Source organism: Neisseria dumasiana (assembly GCF_022870885.1).
Lineage (GTDB): Bacteria > Pseudomonadota > Gammaproteobacteria > Burkholderiales > Neisseriaceae > Neisseria > Neisseria dumasiana.
Genome location: NZ_CP091509.1, coordinates 2,521,896 through 2,542,866, shown reverse-complemented (window position 1 = coordinate 2,542,866; position 20,971 = coordinate 2,521,896). Strand labels below are relative to the sequence as shown.

Sequence of the window (20,971 nt, the reverse complement as noted above, 5' to 3'; positions counted from 1 at the left end):
TCATGATAGGCTGCCAAAATGAAGATAACCCACTGTAAGTTAAAGAAGAGTCTGCAAAGAAAACTGCTTGAATATTTTGTATTGGAGGTAACCGCACGTTCTGCTGCCGATATCTTGGGTATTCAGCCCAATACGGCTATTCTCTTCTACCGTAAAATCCGTCTTGTTATCAGCCATCATTTGGCTTTGGAAGCAGATCAGGTTTTTGAGGGCACTATAGAATTGGATGAGAGCTATTTCGGCGGTAAGCGTAAAGGAAAGCGCGGTAGGGGAGCAGCAGGTAAAGTGGTGGTTTTCGGTATCCTTAAACGTGGAGGTAAGGTTTATACGGTTGTAGTGAATAATGCCCGAAAGGAAAGTTTATTTCCTGTTATTACAAGGAAAATTACACCTGATAGCGTAGTTTATACGGACTGCCTGAGCAGTTACGACGTGTTGGATGTCAGCGGTTTTCACCATCACAGGATTAATCACAGCAAAAAGTTTGCCGACCGACACAACCATATCAACGGCATTGAGAATTTTTGGAATCAGGCGAAACGTGTCTTGCGCAAATACAACGGAATTGACCGAAAATCTTTTCCTCTGTTCTTGAAAGAATGTGAGTTTCGTTTTAACTTCGGGACACCAAAGCAGCAGTTAAAAACTTTGCGGCTTTGGTGTGGTGTTTAGGGCTAATCTACTTCAGCCCCTTTCAATAAGTTAATTTAGAAAATTTCACGCCAGCTGATCCTTCTGATGCCGCAGTTTCTGCCGGCTACACCGATAGACTCTCCTTGGTTGGTGATAAGGCTGCGGTCGGCTTTTTTCGCAAAACATTGGTTTTTGGGAGTGGATCGGTTAACTGGTCTTCCTTCCCCGTCAACTTCTGCATCGGTTCCGCTGCCACCGCTGTCTCCGTCTGCCGTTACCGGGCTATTTTTGGCAAGTTGAACAGGATCTATATAGGTAAAACTTACGATGCCTGATTTTTGTTGGCCGTTGGCATAGTAGCCGCCTGTTTGTACTACTTTATTTAAGAAGTTCAAGCGGGCATCGCCTTGTTTCAGACCTCCGCCGGTTTCGGCGTTGACGGCTAAGATCCAGCTTTTACTTTCCGTAGAAGTTTCTGTTTTGTCGGGGATACACAAATCTCCGCCGTTGCTGGAACGTGTTTCGGTTGCTTTATAAATGCGTGTGCTGAATACGGCTGTACGCAAAATCATTGAAGGTTTGACGACCACACGTTCACCGTCTGTGCTGCCCAAGTTGATTTTCCAACCTTTATGCGTCGGTTGGATAAGGTTGTTGCTTAAGAAACGGTATGGGTTTCCTTCGACTTCTTTGAGCGTGATGGTTTGTTCAAGAAGCTCAGCATTGGTTACCGTAGTGGGTGCTTGGGATGGAGAGTTGTCTTTGGGCGGAGTTAAATCTTCGAAAATACCGTATATGGCCTGCTGGCGGGTATCTTTAAGATCTGATTGGTAAATATCGCTGCCGGTGCCGAAAATAACCACATACCGATTAATGCCTCTGCGCGAAACGGCAGGTGCGGCGGTAATGGGTTGTGAAGGTGAACCTTGATAAATTTTATGTACTTGCCAGTTATCCGGTGTTTGGCCGCGTAAATCGAAACGGTACATGCTGCCGCCGTAATCGCCCGCATAAGCTACGTCGATAATGCCGTCAAAATCGGTATCGAGTACGGTAGGGCTGGATAAGCCGCCTACCCCGTCGGGTACGGTAATTTTTTTGATCAACGATCCGGCCTTATTGCCGTTTTTTTCTCCGGTAGAAGCTTCTTGCCCCAATAAATCGTAGATATATAGGGCTGTTTCATTGGATTTATCGTTGATGTCCTGTTTGCGGTAGCCGCTGGATAAGAATGCACCGTAGCGCACTTTTTCGTTGGTTTTTACTTGTTGGCCGGGAATGCGTTCAAGTGACACGCGTCCGATTTGCGGTGTTCCTACGGTATAGCCGAGGGTGTTGTTGGTCCCTTTTTCTGTTTCGAATAAAGGAACGCTGCTATCCCATGATGTAGGGTTATTGTTGCTCAAACCGATGCCTTGACCCGTAACACGGTCTTTTCCGCCAATATTCAGGGCATACGCTCCTCGGCCACCCTGACCCATCGCGCCGAACATTACAATTTGTTGGCCTTTTACAGCCGGGTTTCTGCTCAACGGTGTGCGGCGTACAACGAAGCCGCCGTTAACCATATAACGGTGGGGATGAGCTGCTCCATATCCTTCTTGAGCCACTTCTTTCAATGTTTTGCCTAAAGTTTCGCCGCCGTTGCCGCTATCCCGTTCCATGCCGGCGGGGATATAGCTGAGTTTCAGCGAATAAGGATGGTTTACTTGGGGTACACGTTGGAACAGGTGAACCATGCCGTCGTTGGCAGCCGTTAACAGAAATTCCTGATGATGTTGGTTGCTGCCGTCGGTGTCGCCGATGATGGCAATACCGCTATCTAAGATGTCTCCCAAATCGCGTTTGCCGCTGACTGCCTTACCTTGTGCATCTAGGTTGCGGTTGCGGTACACTTGGCTGTTTTGTGTGTCGGCTTTAATTTGCGCATCATCTTTACTGCGGATAGTCCACGGCAGCAGAGAAGAACTCCATTCGCCGGCTTTACTCGGATTGTTGATAGCGAAATCGGCATTGTTCAGATGGCTGACGTTATTGGCCCAAAATACGCTTTTACCTGAAGAGTCTGCTTTTCCTGTGCTGATTAATGTTTTACGTTCGCCGAAATAAGGGAGTTTGAAGGCGGTATCTACCCGGCCGGCTGTATTAATATTATAGAACCGCAACTGGCTGCTCCACGATTGCGGATCCAGATAAACGCTGACGGCGGTATTGGGCGTGCCGCTTGTATGGTTGCCGGTTACTGCCGGGGCAGCGGTGCCGGCACCTTCTTCTGCGTTGTTTAAGCTGTTGTTTTCAATATCGCTAAAAATAGTATCAAAGGCGGCAACCAGTTTTTCTTCGTTGGATGCGTCGAAAAACCATTCCGGTCTGGTGGCACCATTTTGAAGATAGGCTTTACCTTCGCGGGTTAAGTCCTCGCCAAAGCCTACGGTAAATGTTTGGGCGGTTTGTTTGGCATAGATGCTTTGGCCGTCGGGGCCTTTGGGATCGGCAGGATCGCCGTTCCAACTTTTACCTGCAAGGTCTGTTCCTGTGGTCTTGAAATCCTTGGATGCTAGAGTTCTGCTGAAAAACTGTAAACCTTTGTTTCCATCCCAAAATGTATGGTAATGACCTGTCGAAGCTTGCGAATATTCGCATCTTCCCCGGCTATCTACATTTCCGAAATAATTCTGCTCATCCGGAAACTGAGCGCTCGGATAAGTAAAAGTTAGTTTTGATGGGATAATGGGATTCCAAGGGAATAAACGAGCAGGCGGGGTGCTGCAACTCAAGTTAGCATCACCATCAGACATTAAGACGATATAGTTTTTCTGGCAACGGTATAAGGTATTTTTCCTAACATCTTTGGAAATTTCATAATAGCGTCGAGTAGTCGGCGTGCCATGATCGGGAGATAATCTGCTGATATGTTGAAGAATAGTATGGGGTTGATCTGTGTACCCAGATAAATTGGCATTGTTATTATTATGTAAAGTTTGCAGACTCCAATTAACTTTGCTGCCATATTTATTGATAACTGCGCTTAAAGCATCTTTGGTTATCTCAATGCGTTTTCTACCCGGTTGGTTTCGGCCAGCCGGCGCCCAATCCATACTCCCCGAATCATCAATAAACAGCATCACATTCGGCTTAACTTTGCCTGCTCCGCCGGAAATGGTGGTTTGTTGCTGCAGGTGCAACGGGGTATCGGCAAATTGTGCGGATGCCGTGTTTACAGCCAATAAAGGAAATGCTGCGAGCAAACTGTAAATTATCGGGCGCACAGCGGTGTTTAAACGGGGAGCAGATTTTTTCATAATGTGCTGTCTTTCATGTGGCAGCTGTATCCGAAACAGCCTATCATGTGATTATTGTTAGGAAATGTTTGTGATTTTATCATATTTGAGCGGAATAATTCGACGGTTTAACGCAATCAACAGTTTACTCGATTGCTATTATGGAAAAAATGAAACAATCGGAGTGAGGGGAAAAACAGATGTTAAAGGGGTTTATGGAGGCGGGTATGTGTGCTTCTTGAATCGACGGCGTATTTGGCTTAGAATATGCTGCTTCTGAGGCAACTTCGGGTTGCCTTAAAAAGCACGTAACACGGATGAAGCATCTGTGCGGCGTGTTTTTTTTTACCTGATATTGGATGCAGAGGCCGTCTGAAATAACGGTTGTTGGTTTTCAGACGGCCTTTGGTAAACCCGCAGATACGATAGGAAATCATGATGACGACACCCGCAATCTTAGTGCTCGCCGACGGCAGCGTGTTTCACGGCACGTCGGTGGGTTTTGAGGGCACAACTTCCGGCGAAGTGGTGTTCAATACTTCCATGACTGGTTATCAGGAAATCCTTACCGATCCTTCTTACCGCAAACAAATCGTTACCCTTACCTATCCGCACATCGGCAACACCGGCACCAACGGCGAAGATACTGAAAGCGCTGCCGTACATGCCGCCGGTTTGATTATTCGCGACTTGCCGCTGTTGCACAGCAATTTCCGCAGCAGCGAAAGTTTGCAGGAATATTTGGTTCGCAACCGAACCGTGGCGATTGCCGACATCGACACCCGCCGTCTCACCCGCATCTTGCGCGACAAAGGGGCGCAGGCCGGTGCGATTCTGGCAGGTGCGGACGCTACCGAGGAAAAAGCGCGTGAATTGATTGCGGCGTTCGGCAGCATGGTCGGCAAGGATTTGGCGAAAGAAGTAACGTGCAGCGAATCTTATGAATGGACGGAAGGCGAATGGAAGCTGGGCAAAGGCTTTGAGAGGCCGTCTGAACAGCCGTTTCATGTGGTTGCTTACGATTTCGGCGTAAAAACCAATATTCTGCGTATGCTGGCCGAGCGCGGCTGCCGTTTAACCGTTGTGCCGGCTCAAACGCCTGCCAAAGACGTGTTGGCGATGAATCCCGACGGCGTGTTTCTTTCCAACGGCCCCGGCGACCCCGAGCCGTGCGATTATGCGATTGCGGCGGTAAAAGAACTGTTGGAAAGCAAAAAACCGCTGTTCGGTATTTGTTTGGGGCATCAGTTATTAGGTTTGGCGGTGGGCGGCAAAACCCGCAAAATGGCGTTCGGCCACCACGGAGCCAACCACCCCGTGCAGGATTTGGACAGCGGCAAAGTGATGATTACCAGCCAAAACCACGGTTTTGAAGTGGATGCGGATACTTTGCCCGCTCATGTGAAAGTAACGCACCGTTCGCTGTTTGACGGATCGTTGCAAGGTATTGAGCTGACCGATCGGGCGGCGTTCAGTTTCCAAGGCCACCCCGAAGCCAGCCCCGGCCCGCATGATGTGGCTTATCTGTTTGACAAGTTTATCGACAGCATCAAAGCGGCAAAAGCGGCTTAATGCTTTTGATGATGTGTTTCAGACGGCCGGCAGGTTGGTATCAACCTGCCGGTTTCTTTGTATATATAGTCAATCAAATTAAGTTTAATAACCAAACTGTCATACTCGGGTCAAGCCCGAGTATGACGGATGTGCTATTTCTATGTAGCAATCAATTCAATAACAAGATCATAAGGGCGGATTATATATCCGCCCTTATTGATATTTCTGCTGTGTTCGGGAATTCTTGCAAGATTTGCCGTTACGGGCGGACAGGTAACTCCGCCCGTATAACACAGAAAAAATTTCACTTAATAGGTCAAACCACGATATTTACCAAACGACCGGGAACGACGATGATTTTCTTCGGTTCTTTGCCTTCCATGAATTTCACTGCGCCTTCGGTAGCGAGTGCGGCGGCTTCGAGGGCGGCTTTGTCGGCATCGGCGGGCACGGTTACTTTGCCGCGCAGTTTGCCGTTTACCTGAACCATGATTTCGATTTCCGATTTCACCAGCGCGGCTTGGTCGGCTTGCGGCCAGCCGGTTTCCCATAATGACGAACCGGGGCGCAGTTCGCTCCACAAGGCTTCGCAGATGTGGGGCACAATCGGCCACAGCAGGCGGACAACGGCTTCCAACACTTCTTGCGCCACGGCGCGGCCTTGTTCGGACGTGCAATCGGTTTTGTCGTATTGGTTGAGCAATTCCATCACGGCGGCGATAGCGGTGTTGAATTGCAGGCGGCGGCCGTAGTCGTCGCTGACTTTGGCAATGGTGGCGTGCAGTTTGTGGCGCAGGTCTTTCAACTCTTTGCCCAAGCTGTCGTGGCCGTCTGAAAAGGCTTTGACCGCGCCGCCTCGGTTGATGTATTCAAACACGGTACGCCATAGGCGGCGCAGGAAGCGGTGTGCGCCTTCCACGCCGGCATCGCTCCATTCGAGCGATTGTTCGGGCGGCGAGGCGAACATCATAAACAGGCGGGCGGTGTCGGCACCGTAGGCTTCGATCAACTCTTGCGGGTCGACGCCGTTATTTTTCGATTTCGACATTTTTTCCACCCCGCCGATTACCACCGGCTGGCCGTCTGAACGCAATACGGCGGATACGGGGCGGCCTTTGTCGTCGGTTTGCACTTCCACTTCGGCGGGGTTGAACCATTGCTTTTTGCCGCCTTCGGTTTCGCGGTAGTAGGTGGCTTGCAGCACCATGCCTTGCGTGAGCAGGCTGGCGAAGGGCTCTTTCACCGGCACGATGCCTTCTTCGTTCATCAGTTTGGTGAAGAAGCGGGCGTATAAGAGGTGCAGAATGGCGTGTTCGATGCCGCCGATGTATTGGTCGGCCTGCTGCCAGTATCGGGCGGCTTCGGGGGCAACCATGCCGTCTGAAAACTGGGGCGACATGTAACGGAACTGATACCAGCTCGATTCCATAAAGGTATCCATGGTATCGGTTTCGCGTTTGGCGGGGCCGCCGCAGTGCGGACAGGTGGTTTCGTAGAATTCGGGCATTTTGGCCAAGGGCGAACCGCTGCCGTCGGGCACGACATCTTCGGGCAGCACCACGGGCAACTGGTCGGCCGGCACGGGCACGTCGCCGCAGCTTTCGCAATGGATAATCGGAATCGGGCAGCCCCAGTAGCGTTGGCGCGAAATGCCCCAGTCGCGCAGGCGGTATTGGGTTTTCGGCGCGCCGGCATTTAGGGATTGCAGTTTGGCGGAAATGGCATCAAAGGCCGTCTGAAAATCCATGCCGTCGAATTCGCCGCTGTTGATCAGGCGGGTGTTTTCTTTGTCGCCGTACCAATCCTGCCATTCGTTCGGGTTGTAGGCAGGTTGTTCCAAAGTGGATTCGACAACTTGTTTAATCGGCAGCCGGTACTTGTTGGCGAACTCGAAATCGCGCTCGTCGTGGCCGGGCACGGCCATTACCGCGCCGTCGCCGTAGCCCCACAACACATAGTTGGCAATCCACACTTCCAGTTTGTCGCCGTTGAGTGGATTGATCACATAGCGGCCTGTCGGCACGCCTTTTTTCTCCATCGTCGCCATGTCGGCTTCGGCCACGCTGCCGGATTTGCATTCGGCGATAAACGCTTGAAGTTCGGGTTTGTCGGCCGCAGCGGCGGTGGCCAGCGGATGCTCGGCGGCCACGGCAACGTAGGTTACGCCCAGCAAGGTGTCGGGGCGGGTGGTGTACACCTGCAAGTATTCGGCGTAATCGCCTTCCAAACCTTGTTTGCTGCCGCTGTCCAACGCAAAGCGCACTTGTACGCCGCGCGATTTGCCGATCCAGTTGCGCTGCATGGTTTTTACTTGCTCCGGCCAGTTGAGGCCGTCCAAATCACTCAAAAGCTGCTCGGCGTAATCGGTGATTTTGAAGTAATACATCGGGATTTCGCGTTTTTCAATCAATGCGCCCGAACGCCAACCGCGACCGTCGATTACTTGCTCGTTGGCCAAAACGGTTTGATCGACCGGATCCCAGTTTACCGTGCCGTTTTTGCGGTAAATCACGCCTTTTTCAAACAGTTTGGTAAACAGAAGCTGTTCCCAGCGGTAATATTCGGGGGTGCAGGTAGCCAGCTCGCGTTCCCAGTCAAACGCAAAACCCAAGCTTTTCAGCTGTTTGCGCATGTAGGCGATGTTTTCGTAAGTCCATTTGGCGGGGGCGACTTGGCGGTCGATGGCGGCGTTTTCGGCGGGCATGCCGAAAGCGTCCCAGCCCATCGGTTGCAGCACGTTGAAGCCGTTGAGCAGTTTGTAGCGGCTCAACACGTCGCCGATGGTGTAGTTGCGCACATGCCCCATGTGCAGCTTGCCGCTGGGATAGGGGAACATGGAAAGGCAATAGTATTTGGGTTTGGAAGCGTCTTCGGCCACGTTGAAAATACGGGCTTCGTCCCATTTGGTTTGCGCTGCCGGTTCGACGGCAGACGGTTGGTATTGTTCTTGCATGGTATTGTGCTTTTGAAATGCGTTTGATTAGAAAAACGTAAACATAAGGCGGAATTATAGCAGTTTAATGCAGGGTGTTCGGGGAAATGTGGGCAGGGCAAAGTCTTGAAGCAACCATTCATGAAGCGGTAAGCCAAACAGCAACTTCAAGGCCGTCTGAAAACCGTTTTCAGACGGCCGCTGCACATTTTTGCCACACTTAAACAATACCGTCCGCAATCATCTGGCGGGTTTACTGTTGCATCATGATAAAATGCCCACCGCTTAAAACCCCGTGGCGTTACGCCTATTCACATACTGAATCAAACCATAACATGAACCATTCTATCCAACACGCATTACACCAGCTTAACTCACTGATTTTGGGAAAAGAAACCGTTTTAAAACAATTGATGGCCGCCGTGCTGGCCGGCGGGCATGTGCTGCTCGAAGATGTGCCCGGCGTGGGCAAAACCACGTTGGCGCACGGCTTGGCCGCGGTGTTGGGGCTGGACTACCGCCGCGTGCAGTTCACCAACGATATGCTGCCTTCCGATTTATTGGGCGTGAACGTGTTCCGCCCGAACGAAGGCCGTTTCGAGTTTCACCCCGGCCCCGTGTTTCATTCTTTTTTATTGGCCGACGAAATCAACCGCGCATCCCCCAAACTGCAATCCGCCTTGCTGGAAGCGATGGAAGAGCATCAGGTATCGGTGGACGGTAAAACCTATGCGCTGCCCGAGCCGTTTATCGTGGTGGCAACGCAAAACCCGACCGAGCAGCTGGGTACGTTTCCGCTGCCCGAATCCCAACTCGACCGCTTCATGATGCGCCTGAGCATGGGCTATCCTGTTGCCGAAGCCGAAAAACAGCTTTATTTTCAGGGCGACCGCCGTCAAGCGCTTCCCGCTTTGCAGGCCGTGTGCAATGCGCAGACGCTGCAACAATGGCAGCAACAGGCCGCGCAGGTGAAATTCGCCCAAGCGGCCGCCGATTATGTGTACCGTTTGGTGCAGGCCACGCGCCAGCCCGGGCGTTTTGTGCTGGGTTTAAGCCCGCGTGCGGGCTTGGCCGTAATCAATGCCGCCAAAGCGTGGGCGTTTATGCAAGGGCGCGGGCATGTGTTGCCGGAAGACATCAAAGCCGTGTGGGTGCCGGTAGCGAACCACCGTTTACAACCCGTGCAACAGGGGCTGACCGGTGCACAGATTCTTGAAGATTTGCTGAACCATGTGGCCGTTGCGTAATTCTCGAAAAACCGTTGCTAGTAAGCGTTCTCCCGATTTGGCCGCGCTGCATTGCCGCCCCACCCGTTTGGGTGCCGGCCTGCTGGTAACGATTTTGCTGTTGTGGCTGGTAGGGCTGAATTATCAGGCGAATCTGGCTTATGCCGCCGCATTTTGGTTGGCAGGATTCTTAGCTGTAGCCGTGCTGCTTAATTTACGCCAACTGCTCGATATGCAGATAGACGTTTCCATGCCGGATGAAGTGTTTGCCGGTGGCACGGCAGTTTTGTCGCTCACCGCCACAAACAACACCCGCCGCCGCTGGCTGTGGCTGTGCAGCGAAGACGATTTTCTCCGTGCAGACAAAACAGACGACAAACTCTGGCAGCCTTGGCATATTGTTTCAGACGGCCTCTCTGTGCACCAATGGCAAATTCCTGCGTTGATGCGCGGCTATTTGCGCGTACCACCGTTGCGTACCGCCGCCGTTGCACCGTTCGGCATGAGCATGGTGCAGTGCGTTTGGCATTGGCCGAGTGATGCGGTGGTGTTTCCCGCGCCGATTCCCCATGAGCTGCCCGACGGCTGCGAGCACGGCGGCGAAACCGACCGCAAACGCCCGCCCGTGCAGGGAGGCGACGATTTGTCTTATTTGCAGCCTCATCAAGAAGGCGCGTCGTTACAGCATGTGGCATGGAAAACTTATGCGAAAACGGGCGAAATGCTGGATAAACGCTTTGAAGAGCCGCAAACCGCCGTCCGCAATACCGTGATTTCTTATTTGGATTACCCCGCCGGTACATCTAAAGACCGCTTGGCAGGCTTGCTGTGCTTCCGCGTTTTAGAAGCCGAACGCAGCGGGCAGACATATTCGCTGGAGCTGCCGCAACGTGTGATTGCCCCGCAGAAAGGTCAGCGCGAAATCTGCCTGACAGCCTTGGGGCTGTGGTAAGCCTTTCCTAAGGCCGTCTGAACAACGTATTCTATGGCCAATCAACTTATTGAAATCTTTGCAAAAACACCGTCTGCGACGCATTTGCGCGTTGTGCGCCGTCCGCCCGCTTAGCCTTGTGTATGATGTGTCTGCAATCGCTGTGCTGCCGCACTTTGAACTGTATTCGGAGGCAAAGGTCTCAATCTGTTTAACAAGACAACACAATGGGAGTACAAAGATGGTCGGTTTCAAAAAACATTTCATCAAATTTGCAGGCGCATGCGCCCTGTTGGTAAGTCTGCCGTTCGCCCATGCGGAATCTGCCGCGTTCAACTGGCATACGCCCCAATTAACCAGCAATCTTTGGAAAATCAGTAAAGCAGGCCAACCCGATTCTTACCTACTCGGCACCATACATCTTGGTAAAGAAAACAAACAGTTGAGCGCGCAGGCCAAAGCTTTGCTCAACCAAACCGACAAGTTGGTTACCGAAGTGGATATGCTGCCTGATGAGCAGGCCGCAGAAGAAATAGCGGCTTACATGGGGCAGAAAATGATTTCGCCGAAGTCATTGCGGGAGGCTTTAGGCGAAAAGGATTTTGCCGGATTGAAACGCTATTTCGACCGTTCTCCCGCTTTATCGGCTTTTTCTCCCGTATTGGAAAACCTGAAACCGTGGGCAGCCGTACTGGCGGCGATCGAGCGGCATCCGAAAGGATACAGCGCCGAAAAAGGGGCAGATATTTTGTTGGCACAGGCCGCGCAAAAATCAGGTAAGCCGCGCGGCCATTTGGAAACCATTCAAGATGTGTTCGATCATTCGGAAAAGCTGTCTGATGATTTGGCGTTGGCATTGTTGAGAAGCGTGGTCAAACATCAGGCACAGGATGACGCCGATGTGCGCACTTTGCACCGGCTGTATGTGGAAAACCGCTTTAAAGATGCTTCGGCGTATATGGATAAACAATTGTCGAAACCTCGTATGCAGCCGAAATATGTTGCCGCCGCACGCAAATGGATGGAACAGGATCTGCTGTCGGCCCGCAACCGTGCGTGGATGCCGGAAATCAAAAAGAATACCGCCAAGCAGAAAACATTAATTGCGGTAGGTATGGGGCATCTCGTCAGCAGCGAAGGCCTGATCGAACAGCTGCGCCGCAGCGGTTATACGGTTACACCCCAACCTGCATTGAAAATATGGCATTAACTTTAGTGAGGCCGTCTGAAAAATCGGGAGTATGCCGTAATTGAGTTGATTGACTGTATAAGGGGCGGCATAGCCGAAGTTTTCTAACTCAATAAAAAAGCAACGGTAAAAAAACCGTTGCTTTCGTTTTATTCGTTTCGACAGGCAATTAATCTAAATTACCCAAAACAATCCGCAGCATGCGGCGTAGCGGCTCGGCCGCCCCCCACAAAAGCTGGTCGCCTACGGTAAACGCGCTAATGTATTCGCCACCCATGCCCAGTTTGCGGATGCGGCCCACGGGCACGCTTAATGTGCCGGTTACTTTGGCGGGAGTCAGCTCGTGCATGCTGGCCTCTTTTTGGTTGGGGATCACTTTTACCCAATCATTCGCTTCGGCCAGCAGTTTTTCGATTTCTTCTACCGGCAAATCTTTTTTCAATTTAAGCGTGATGGCTTGGCTGTGGCAGCGCATCGCGCCCACACGCACGCACAGGCCGTCGATAACGATGGGGTTGCTGCTGCGCGCGAGAATTTTATTGGTTTCCACGCCGCCTTTCCATTCTTCTTTCGATTGGCCGTTGCCTAAATCGGCATCAATCCACGGAATCAGGCTGCCCGCCAACGGTACGCCGAAGTTGGCTTTTGGGTAGCTGTCGCTGCGAAGAAAATCGGATACTTTGCGGTCGATATCGAGAATCGCTCCGGCAGGGTCGGCCAATTCGGTTTTCACTTCGTGATGGATGGCACCCATGCCTTCAATCAGCTCGCGCATGTTTTTCGCACCCGCACCCGATGCGGCTTGGTAAGTCATGCTCGTAGCCCATTCGACCAAGTCGTTTTGGAACAAACCGCCCAAAGCCATCAACATCAGCGATACGGTGCAGTTGCCGCCGATGTAGTTTTTCACGCCGTTTTTCAGGGCTTCGTCAATAACGTTGCGGTTAACGGGATCGAGAATAATGACGGCGTTGTCGTCCATGCGTAAAGAAGAAGCGGCATCAATCCAGTAACCGTTCCAACCGCTTTCACGCAAGGGTTTGAACACGGCTTTGGTGTAATCTCCGCCTTGGCAGGTAACGATGATATCCATTTTGGCCAGTTCGTTGATATCGTTGGCATCCAGCAGGGTTTTGGTTGCTTGGCCGAAATCGGGGGCGGCACCGCCTACGTTGGAGGTGGTGAAAAATACGGCTTCGGGGATGTGTGAGAAATCGTTTTCTTCCTGCATGCGCTGCATCAGCACCGAGCCGACCATGCCGCGCCAGCCGACGAATCCTACTTTCATTGTTTGCTCCTTAAAAATAAAAAATAAGAAAAATTGTTTACAAAATCGTTAAAATTATCAAACTAGCGTTTTAACGCCGAGGCCGGTAAAAGTAAAGGCTTTTTTGTGGTAATGTAATAAAAACACAGCGGTGTTAACCATTATTTTATTTTCTACCGTTTAACGGAGTGTCTTTCGATATGTATGAAAACCATCAACAAAACCTACCTTTATCTTCCGAAGAAGTGATTGACGTAGAAATCGCCACACCCAAGAGCCGTATTGTTGCCTATTTGTTGAATACTTTATTTACGGTTTTGGCCTTTGTGCCTATTTTTTTAGCCTTTATTATGTTGTCGGTAAGTGCAAACGCCGAAATGACGGCAGAAGAAAATTTTGCTTATCTTGTGGGAACCACCGATTGGGGCAATATATGGATCGGGGCAGGTTTGCTGATTTTATTGGGCTATACGGTCGTACAGTGCTGGATGTTGAGCCGCCACGGTCAATCCATCGGTAAAAAAATCATGAAAATACGGCTGTTGAAAAATGACGGAACCAACCCGGGTTTTTGGTATGCCGTGATGGTGCGAGAAGTGGGCTTTAACGTCGTGCTGACATTGGCTGTGATGGTTGTTGCCTATTTGCTGGTGTTTATGGCAGGAAAAGACGGCTTCACAGCAGATTATATTGCCAATTCGTTGTCGACGGTTGTGTGGCTGGTTTGTTTGTCGATGCTGTTTAATCCGGCTAAAAACCGGCGCACATTGCAGGATTATTTTGCCAATACCGTTGTGGTGAGGGTGCCGGAACGCCATGGCAAATAAACTTATTTTTCATGTAAGGCGCAGCAAGGATGTGGTCAAAGTTAAGTTGGATTGACTATATTTAAGTGAGCCAAATCAATGGTAGGCAGGTTTGTGCAAAGCAATTGAGCGCAATTGAACAGCTTTGTGTCAGCCTGCTTGTGAGTCAAAACCGCCGATATAACCAAATAAAAAAAGACTTGGTATGTTTACCAAGTCTTTTTTTATTTGGTGGAGGTAAGCGGGATCGAACCGCTGACCTCTTGCATGCCATGCAAGCGCTCTACCAACTGAGCTATACCCCCGAAATATGGTGGCGAATCAGGGACTCGAACCCCGGACACAAGGATTATGATTCCTCTGCTCTAACCGACTGAGCTAATTCGCCGTTTCGTGAAAGCGTGATTATACGGTTTTTTTTCGGTCAGGCAACCGATTTGCGGTATTTCTTTTGTTTTTGTTTGATTTTTATAGGAAAAAATATCAATTTATTGTGTGTGAACAACATGGGGCCGTCTGAAAACCACATGCCGCTTGTTTGCCATGCTTTTTTCAGACGGCCTCGTATGCGCTTTGTATTCACAATTTGTGGCAGATGTCGCCAAACATAAAGCCTTGCCAATCAACATCAATGCCGCGCCCGAAGGCGATTACTTTAAACAATTCGCCCATTTCATGCTGGCCGACCAGTTTGTGTACGGCGGTGGTTTCGCGGATATAGTCGGCGGAATCGGGTGCGGCGGTTTGCGCCAGCATTTCGGTAATACCGAGATTGAGCAGAAAATTGGCTTGGGTGGTGTAGCCGATTAAGTCCAATCCGGCATTGGTGCCTGCCAAAGCAATATCGGTGAAATTGACGTGGGCGGTCAGGTCGGTAAGGCCGACGTGGAAAAACGGGTCGTGTACGGTGTGGTGGCGGTAGTGGCCGATGAACGTGCCCATGTGCCGTTGCGGGTGGTAATACTGGGCGGCATCGAAACCGTAATCGACAAAAATCATGGCGCCGCGCACGAGTTTTTCGGCAAGGGTGCGGATAAAGGCGTGTTGGGCGGGGTGCAATTCGCTGGTGTACGGCTCGGACGCGGGGAAGTATTCCGCGGCGGCTTTGAGCAGTTCTTCTTGCACCAGAGGGCGGGCGGTTTGGATAAACGATTGGTTTTCTAAAGACACGCCTATCTGCCAAAAGCTGCCGTGTTCGCGTTTAACGATTTCACAAGGCATGGCATCCAGCACTTCGTTGCCAATGATGATGCCGTCGAAGGCATCGGGAAGTTCGGTAAGGTGGATAACTTTTTCGACAGCATGGGGAGCTTTTTTTAGAATATGCTGTTTTTGCCGTTCGGCTAATTCATTCGATATTTCAATAATGTAGTAGTTGTTAAGGCCGTCTGAAAGCTGTTGCAGCAGCGTGGCGGCCAACTCGCCCGTGCCTGCGCCGAATTCGTAGATGTTGCCTGCGGTTTGCGGCAATAGGGCGGTTAATTGTTGGGCTAAGGTTTGGCCGAATAGCGGAGACAAGGTCGGAGCGGTAATGAAGTCGCCTGCCGCGCCGATTTTGTGTGCGCCGCCGGTGTAATAGCCGTAGTGCGGGGCATAAAGAGCCCGTTCCATAAAACGGGAGAACGGAATGAAGTTACCGTTTTGGCGGATTTCTTCGGCAATCAGGTTTTGCAGGGCTTGGGAGGAGGCTGCGGCTGTTGCGGAGGGGGCGGGCAATTGCGGGTTCATGAATGTTAGATAGTGTAAATTTTAAACGTAAGCGGGCATATTATAGCGCGTATAGAAATAGCGCGTTTTGCGTGGTGTTTTTACTAAATGTAGTAGTTTATGAAATCGAACTACACTATATGTAGTGTTTTATGCACTTATGCATCTCTTCCAAACGGCCTGCGGGTCGCTTTTTTTAGGGGTAAGTGTTTGTCTGAAAGGTTATTTTTTCGGAAAAGTCGATTTGACCGTATCTGCAAAATTTCATATAGTGTGGGCATGTGGGGCAATGTGTGTCAAAGTGTCTGATTTGCCCGATTTTAGCGGCGGAGTGGGATAAAGTGTTTGGTGGCGTTCACGAGTTGAGCATAGACAGCAAAGGGCGGTTGGCGATTCCTGCCAAGTTCCGCGAGCTTTTGCTGCGCCATTACACACCGGCCGTGGTGGCAACGCTGGATTCGCGCAGCCGCCTGCTGATTTATCCCGAGCCGGAATGGGGCAAGGTTGCGGAGCAGTTGTTGTCGTTGAAGGTGGCGGGCAATCCGACTTTGCAGCGTTACCAAAACCTGTTGCTGCACAATGCCGATACGTTGGAGCTGGATACCGCCGGCCGTGTGCTATTGCCTGCCAATTTGCGCCGCCGCGTGGATTTCGATAAAGAAGTAACATTGGTCGGCCGCGCCAACCGCTTGGAGTTGTGGGGTCGCGAACATTGGGAGGCTGAGATGAATCAGGCTTTGGATATCGACCCCGACGAGCTGGCCTTCCAATTAAGCCAAACGGATTTACAGCTGTGAGTATGTGTGAACCTTTACAGCATGTAACCGTGCTGCTGCATGAAGCGGTTGATGCTTTGAATATCCGCCCGAACGGTATTTATGTGGACGGCACATTCGGCAGGGGAGGGCATTCCCGCCTGATTTTGTCGAAGTTGGGCGAAGAAGGCCGCTTGGTGGTGTTTGACAAAGACCCGCAGGCCATTGCGGTGGCAAACGAATTGGCGGCACAAGACAAACGCGTGAGCGTGGTGCACAACGGCTTTGCTACTTTTCAGACGGCCTTAGACGAATTGGGCATTGAGAAAATCGACGGCGCATTGTTTGACTTGGGCATTTCGTCGCCGCAGATAGACGAAGCGGAGCGCGGATTCAGTTTCCGTTTCGATGCGCCGCTGGATATGCGTATGGACCCCACGAGAGGAATGTCGGCGGCGGAATGGATTGCCGCAGCCGACGAACAGGAATTGCACGAGGTAATTAAGAATTATGGTGAAGAGCGGTTTAGTCGCCAAATTGCGCGCGCCATTGTTTCGCAACGCGAAACGGCACCCATCGATACAACCCGCAAGCTGGCGCAGCTCGTGGCGCAAAACGTCCGTACTCGTGAGCGCGGTCAAGATCCGGCGACCCGGACGTTCCAAGCCGTTCGGATTTTCATCAACCGTGAGCTTGAAGAAGTAAAAGAAGTTTTGCCGCAGGTTACAGGCCGTCTGAAAGAGGGCGGCAGGCTGGCTGTGATTGCGTTTCACTCGCTGGAAGACCGCATTGTGAAGCAGTTTGTCAAGCAGTATTCGCAGCCTCCGCAGCTGCCGCGTTGGGCGGCGGTGAAGGAAGCCGATTTGCCGCAGCCGCCTTTGAAAGCGGTGGGCAAGGCGGTTAAGCCAAGCGAAGAAGAAACCGCCGCCAATCCGCGCGCACGTTCGGCCGTATTGCGTGTGGCCGAGCGCACAAGCGGCAAGTTTGAAGTACAACAGGCCGTCTGAAAAGGCAGATGCAGTCGGAAGGCCGTCTGAAAAAATATGAATAAATTGAATGTGATTTTGCTGGTGTTGGCATTGTTGTCGGGTTTGGCGGTGGTTACCGTTCAAGACCAGTCGCGCCAATACTACATTTCGCTGGATAAGGCGCAAAAGCACGAAATCCAGCTTGAACAGGATTATGCGCGTTTGAAGCTCGAGCAGGCCAAGTTGTCGAATCATAAATTGATTAAAGAAGCAGCCCAAAAACAAAAATTACAGCCTCCGAGCGCAGCAGACACCCGCATGATTGAAATGAAGTAAATAACAGCACGGCAAGTTGCTGAAATAAAAAAGAGAAGTTGCTATGTTAATCAAAAACGAATATAAGCCGCAGATGCTGTCTAAGCAGCCGAAGGCCAAGAAACCCGTTTCTACCAACGGGCGGATTGCTTTTGTGCTGGGCGGATTGGCATTGGCTTTCGCGGCATTGGTGGGCAGAGGCGTGTATCTGCAAACCACCCAACATGAATTTCTGAAAAATCAGGGCGACCAGCGTTTCGTGCGCACCATCACCCTGCCTGCGTCGCGCGGCACGATTACCGACCGCAACGGCGCAACACTGGCCTTGAGTGCGCCCACCGAATCGCTGTATGCCGTACCTTCCGGCATGGATATCCAGCCGACCGGCGAGCAATTGGCCAAACTTTCCGCCTTAATCGGTGTGCCGGTTGAAACCATCGAAGCGCGCTTGGCGAAGAAAGACAAAGACTTCATTTATCTGAAACGCCAGTTGAGCAAAGAAACCGCCGATAAAGTAGCCGCTTTGGGTATTAAAGGTTTGGCGTTCCAAAAAGAATCCAAACGCCATTACCCGATGGGCAACCTTTTTGCCCATGTGATCGGCTTTACCAATATCGACGGCAAAGGCCAAGAAGGTTTGGAGCTGGCGCGCGAAGATGATTTGCACGGCAAAAACGGTGCCAAAGTGGTGCTGCGCGACAATAAAGGCAATATCGTTGATAGCCTTGATTCTCCGCGCAACCGCGATCCGCAAAACGGCCACGACATGGTAATGTCGCTCGACCAGCGCATCCAAACGCTGGCCTACGACGAGCTGAACAAAGCCGTTGCCCATCACCGCGCCAAAGCCGGTAGCGCCATCGTGTTGGATGCGCAAACCGGTGAGATTTTGGCATTGGTGAACAGCCCTGCCTACGACCCGAACAATCCGGGCGAAGCGGGCAGCGAGCAGCGCCGCAACCGTGCCGTGACCGATATGATCGAGCCGGGTTCGACCATGAAACCGTTCCCCATAGCCAAAGCCTTGGATGCCGGCAAGGTGAACGTGAACACCCTTCTCAACACCCATCCTTACAAAATCGGCCCGGCTACCGTGCGCGATACCCATGTGTATCCTTCTTTGGACGTGCGCGGCGTGATGCAGAAGTCTTCCAACGTCGGTACCAGCAAACTGTCGGCCATGTTCAAACCTGAAGAAATGTACACGTTTTATCAGAGCTTGGGCGTAGGCCAGCGCATGCACTCGGGCTTCCCCGGCGAAAGCCCCGGCTTGTTGCGCAAGTGGCAAAACTGGAAACCGATCGAGCAGGCCACCATGTCGTTCGGCTACGGTTTGCAGTTGAGCCTGCTGCAACTGGCGCGCGCCTATACCGCCTTAACCAACGACGGCGAACTGCTGCCGGTAAGCTTTGAAAAACAAGTGGCTCCGCCCAAAGGCGTGCAGATTATCAAACCCGAAACCGCCCGTGCGGTGCGTAACATCATGGTTTCCGTTACCGAAAAAGGCGGCACCGGCACTATGGGTGCGGTGGACGGCTTTGATGTCGGCGCGAAAACCGGTACAGCACGCAAACTGGTTAACGGCCGTTATGCCAGCGACAAACACGTTGCCACCTTTATCGGTTTCGCCCCCGCAGACAAACCGCGCGTGATTGTGGCGGTTACCGTGGACGAACCGACTGCCAACGGATACTACGGCGGCGTGGTGGCCGGCCCCGTGTTCAAAGGCATCATGGGCGGCAGCCTGAATATTCTCGGCGTTTCGCCAACCAAACCCTTAAAAGATGTACCCGTTCAGACGGCCTCCAAAAATTAAAGAGTAAACAATATGTTCAGCGACTTAGTTCCTTTAGCTGAAACCGACTTACCGCCCTTGCTGTGTGAAAACGCAGCAGGGCGTTTGTTGCATTCAGACAGCCGTAAAATCAAACAAGGCGACATTTTCATTGCCTGTCAGGGCGAATACACCGACGGGCGCGAGTATATCCCCGCCGCCGTTGCCAACGGAGCGGCTTTTGTTTTTTGGGACGACGACGGCAAATTCGCGTGGAATCCCGAATGGAACGTGCCCAATCAAGGCATTAAAAACCTGAAAACCCGCGCCGGAATCGTGGCCGGCCAAGTGTACGGCAATCTTTCAGACGGCCTCAAAGTTTGGGGCGTAACCGGCACCAACGGCAAAACCTCCGTTACCCAATGGCTGGCGCAGGCAGCGGATTTATTGGATGAAAAATGCGCCATTATCGGCACCGTCGGCAACGGTTTTTGGAGCGAATTGCAGGAAGCTACCCACACCACGCCCGATCCCGTTTCCGTGCAAACCCTGCTGCACCGGTTTAAACAACAAGGCGCAAACGCCGTAGCGATGGAAGTGTCCAGCCACGGCCTCGACCAATTCCGCGTTAACGGCGTGCCTTTTCAGACGGCCGTGTTCACCAACCTCACCCGCGACCATCTCGACTACCACGGCAGCATGGAATCCTACGGCGAAATCAAATCCCGCCTGTTTTACTGGCAAGGTTTGCAACACGCCGTGATTAATGTGGACGACCCGTTCGGCACAACACTGGCAGGCCGTCTGAAAACAGAACGCCCCGAATTAAACGTGTACGGCTACGGCTTTGCAGAACAGGCCGACATCCGCATCACCCATTTTGAAGCCTCTTCAGACGGCATGACCGTGCAGCTCGACACCCCGTGGGGCAGCGGCGAAGTCAAAACCCGCCTGCTCGGCCGCTTCAACGCCCAAAACCTCGCCTCATGCGTCGGCGTATTGTGTTCGACAGGCTACCCGTTGGCCGAAGTATTGCGCGTGCTTGCCCAAATCCGCCCCGCCACCGGCCGTATGGACTGCATCATGAACCCCGGCAAGCCGTTGGTTGTCGTCGATTACGCCCACACCCCCGATGCCCTCGAAAAAGCGCTTGCCACCTTGCAGGAAATCAAACCGCAAGGCGCAAACCTGTGGTGCGTGTTCGGCTGCGGCGGCAACCGCGACAAAGGCAAACGCCCGCTGATGGGCGCGGCAGCCGTGGCCGGCGCAGATAAAGTCGTCGTAACCAGCGACAACCCGCGCATGGAAGAACCGGCCGATATCATCAACGACATCCTCCCCGCCGTGCCCCAACCCGAACACGTAGAAACAGACCGCCGCTCGGCCATCGAATACGCGGTTAAACACGCCGCCGCCAACGACATCATCCTGATTGCCGGCAAAGGCCACGAAACCTATCAAGACGTGCAGGGTCAGAAGCACTATTTTTCCGATTTCGACGAAGCGCAAAAGGCTTTGGCGGGAAGGTAGTTTTGGTGAAACTCGTTAAGTTTGCTCTCAGACGGCCTTAGTGTAGGTGTATTTCAAATGCCTGTCTGAAAAGGCCGCCTGAACAATTTAAAAATATTTAAAA

At 51.9% G+C, this 20,971-nt stretch carries 15 protein-coding genes and 2 tRNA genes; 11 read left to right on the top strand and 6 right to left on the bottom strand.

Annotated elements, in window-relative coordinates; translation table 11 throughout:
• Positions 1-18 precede the first annotated feature (18 nt).
• Positions 19-672 carry an IS1595 family transposase gene (locus LVJ88_RS11770; RefSeq protein WP_085417784.1) on the top strand — a complete coding sequence of 218 codons (654 nt, stop codon included), beginning with the start codon at positions 19-21 and terminating at the stop codon, positions 670-672.
• A 35-nt stretch (positions 673-707) separates the two neighbouring features.
• Here the strand turns inward: LVJ88_RS11770 and pilC are convergent, their stop codons facing one another.
• Complete coding sequence (pilC, locus tag LVJ88_RS11765) at positions 708-3,935, bottom strand: PilC family type IV pilus tip adhesin (protein WP_085418170.1); 3,228 nt, start codon at positions 3,933-3,935, stop codon at positions 708-710.
• Between the two features lie 417 nt (positions 3,936-4,352).
• On the opposite strand from pilC, the gene carA reads away from it, so the two are divergent.
• The gene (gene carA / locus LVJ88_RS11760) at positions 4,353-5,486 is read left to right on the top strand and encodes a glutamine-hydrolyzing carbamoyl-phosphate synthase small subunit (RefSeq protein ID WP_085418171.1); all 1,134 of its coding nucleotides are present in this window, start codon (positions 4,353-4,355) and stop codon (positions 5,484-5,486) included.
• A 298-nt stretch (positions 5,487-5,784) separates the two neighbouring features.
• Here the strand turns inward: carA and leuS are convergent, their stop codons facing one another.
• Positions 5,785-8,421, bottom strand: a complete 2,637-nt coding sequence (gene leuS / locus LVJ88_RS11755) for a leucine--tRNA ligase (protein WP_085418172.1) — start codon at positions 8,419-8,421, stop codon at positions 5,785-5,787.
• A 314-nt stretch (positions 8,422-8,735) separates the two neighbouring features.
• On the opposite strand from leuS, the gene LVJ88_RS11750 reads away from it, so the two are divergent.
• From LVJ88_RS11750 to LVJ88_RS11740, 3 genes are all read left to right on the top strand, one after another.
• The gene (locus LVJ88_RS11750) at positions 8,736-9,647 is read left to right on the top strand and encodes an AAA family ATPase (protein WP_085418173.1); all 912 of its coding nucleotides are present in this window, start codon (positions 8,736-8,738) and stop codon (positions 9,645-9,647) included.
• Positions 9,631-10,578, top strand: coding sequence for a DUF58 domain-containing protein (locus LVJ88_RS11745; RefSeq protein ID WP_085418174.1), 948 nt, complete (start codon positions 9,631-9,633; stop codon positions 10,576-10,578). The genes LVJ88_RS11750 and LVJ88_RS11745 overlap by 17 nt, the downstream gene beginning before the upstream one ends.
• 220 nt (positions 10,579-10,798) lie before the next feature.
• Positions 10,799-11,767 (top strand): TraB/GumN family protein, encoded by a 969-nt coding sequence (locus tag LVJ88_RS11740; protein ID WP_085355569.1) that lies wholly within the window; start codon positions 10,799-10,801, stop codon positions 11,765-11,767.
• Between the two features lie 148 nt (positions 11,768-11,915).
• Here the strand turns inward: LVJ88_RS11740 and asd are convergent, their stop codons facing one another.
• Complete coding sequence (gene asd / locus LVJ88_RS11735; protein ID WP_085418175.1) at positions 11,916-13,034, bottom strand: aspartate-semialdehyde dehydrogenase; 1,119 nt, start codon at positions 13,032-13,034, stop codon at positions 11,916-11,918.
• 179 nt (positions 13,035-13,213) lie between these two features.
• Between asd and LVJ88_RS11730 the strand changes: the two genes are divergently transcribed.
• A complete protein-coding gene (locus LVJ88_RS11730; RefSeq protein ID WP_085418176.1) occupies positions 13,214-13,840 on the top strand; it encodes an RDD family protein in 627 nt (208 codons plus the stop codon).
• 208 nt (positions 13,841-14,048) lie between these two features.
• Here LVJ88_RS11730 and LVJ88_RS11725 read toward each other — a convergent pair.
• The 3 genes from LVJ88_RS11725 to LVJ88_RS11715 form a co-directional block, all read right to left on the bottom strand.
• Positions 14,049-14,124: transfer RNA gene (locus tag LVJ88_RS11725), tRNA-Ala, on the bottom strand.
• A gap of 6 nt (positions 14,125-14,130) precedes the next feature.
• Positions 14,131-14,207, bottom strand: a tRNA-Met gene (locus tag LVJ88_RS11720).
• Between the two features lie 191 nt (positions 14,208-14,398).
• Entirely contained in the window at positions 14,399-15,547 is a 1,149-nt protein-coding gene (locus LVJ88_RS11715; protein WP_085418177.1) for a class I SAM-dependent methyltransferase, read from the bottom strand.
• A gap of 320 nt (positions 15,548-15,867) precedes the next feature.
• Here LVJ88_RS11715 and mraZ point away from each other — a divergent pair, with 320 nt between their 5' ends.
• From mraZ to LVJ88_RS11690, 5 genes are read left to right on the top strand one after another with little or no spacing between them, the layout of a single operon-like run.
• Positions 15,868-16,323 carry a division/cell wall cluster transcriptional repressor MraZ gene (mraZ, locus tag LVJ88_RS11710; RefSeq protein ID WP_054600487.1) on the top strand — a complete coding sequence of 152 codons (456 nt, stop codon included), beginning with the start codon at positions 15,868-15,870 and terminating at the stop codon, positions 16,321-16,323.
• A gap of 2 nt (positions 16,324-16,325) precedes the next feature.
• On the top strand, positions 16,326-17,288 hold the full coding sequence (rsmH, locus tag LVJ88_RS11705) for a 16S rRNA (cytosine(1402)-N(4))-methyltransferase RsmH (RefSeq protein WP_096777388.1): 963 nt from the start codon (positions 16,326-16,328) through the stop codon (positions 17,286-17,288).
• A gap of 36 nt (positions 17,289-17,324) precedes the next feature.
• Positions 17,325-17,585 (top strand): cell division protein FtsL, encoded by a 261-nt coding sequence (gene ftsL, locus LVJ88_RS11700; protein WP_085355564.1) that lies wholly within the window; start codon positions 17,325-17,327, stop codon positions 17,583-17,585.
• Between the two features lie 43 nt (positions 17,586-17,628).
• On the top strand, positions 17,629-19,380 hold the full coding sequence (gene penA, locus LVJ88_RS11695; RefSeq protein WP_085418178.1) for a peptidoglycan D,D-transpeptidase PBP2: 1,752 nt from the start codon (positions 17,629-17,631) through the stop codon (positions 19,378-19,380).
• 12 nt (positions 19,381-19,392) lie between these two features.
• Positions 19,393-20,868 carry a UDP-N-acetylmuramoyl-L-alanyl-D-glutamate--2,6-diaminopimelate ligase gene (locus tag LVJ88_RS11690; protein WP_085418179.1) on the top strand — a complete coding sequence of 492 codons (1,476 nt, stop codon included), beginning with the start codon at positions 19,393-19,395 and terminating at the stop codon, positions 20,866-20,868.
• Positions 20,869-20,971 lie beyond the last annotated feature (103 nt).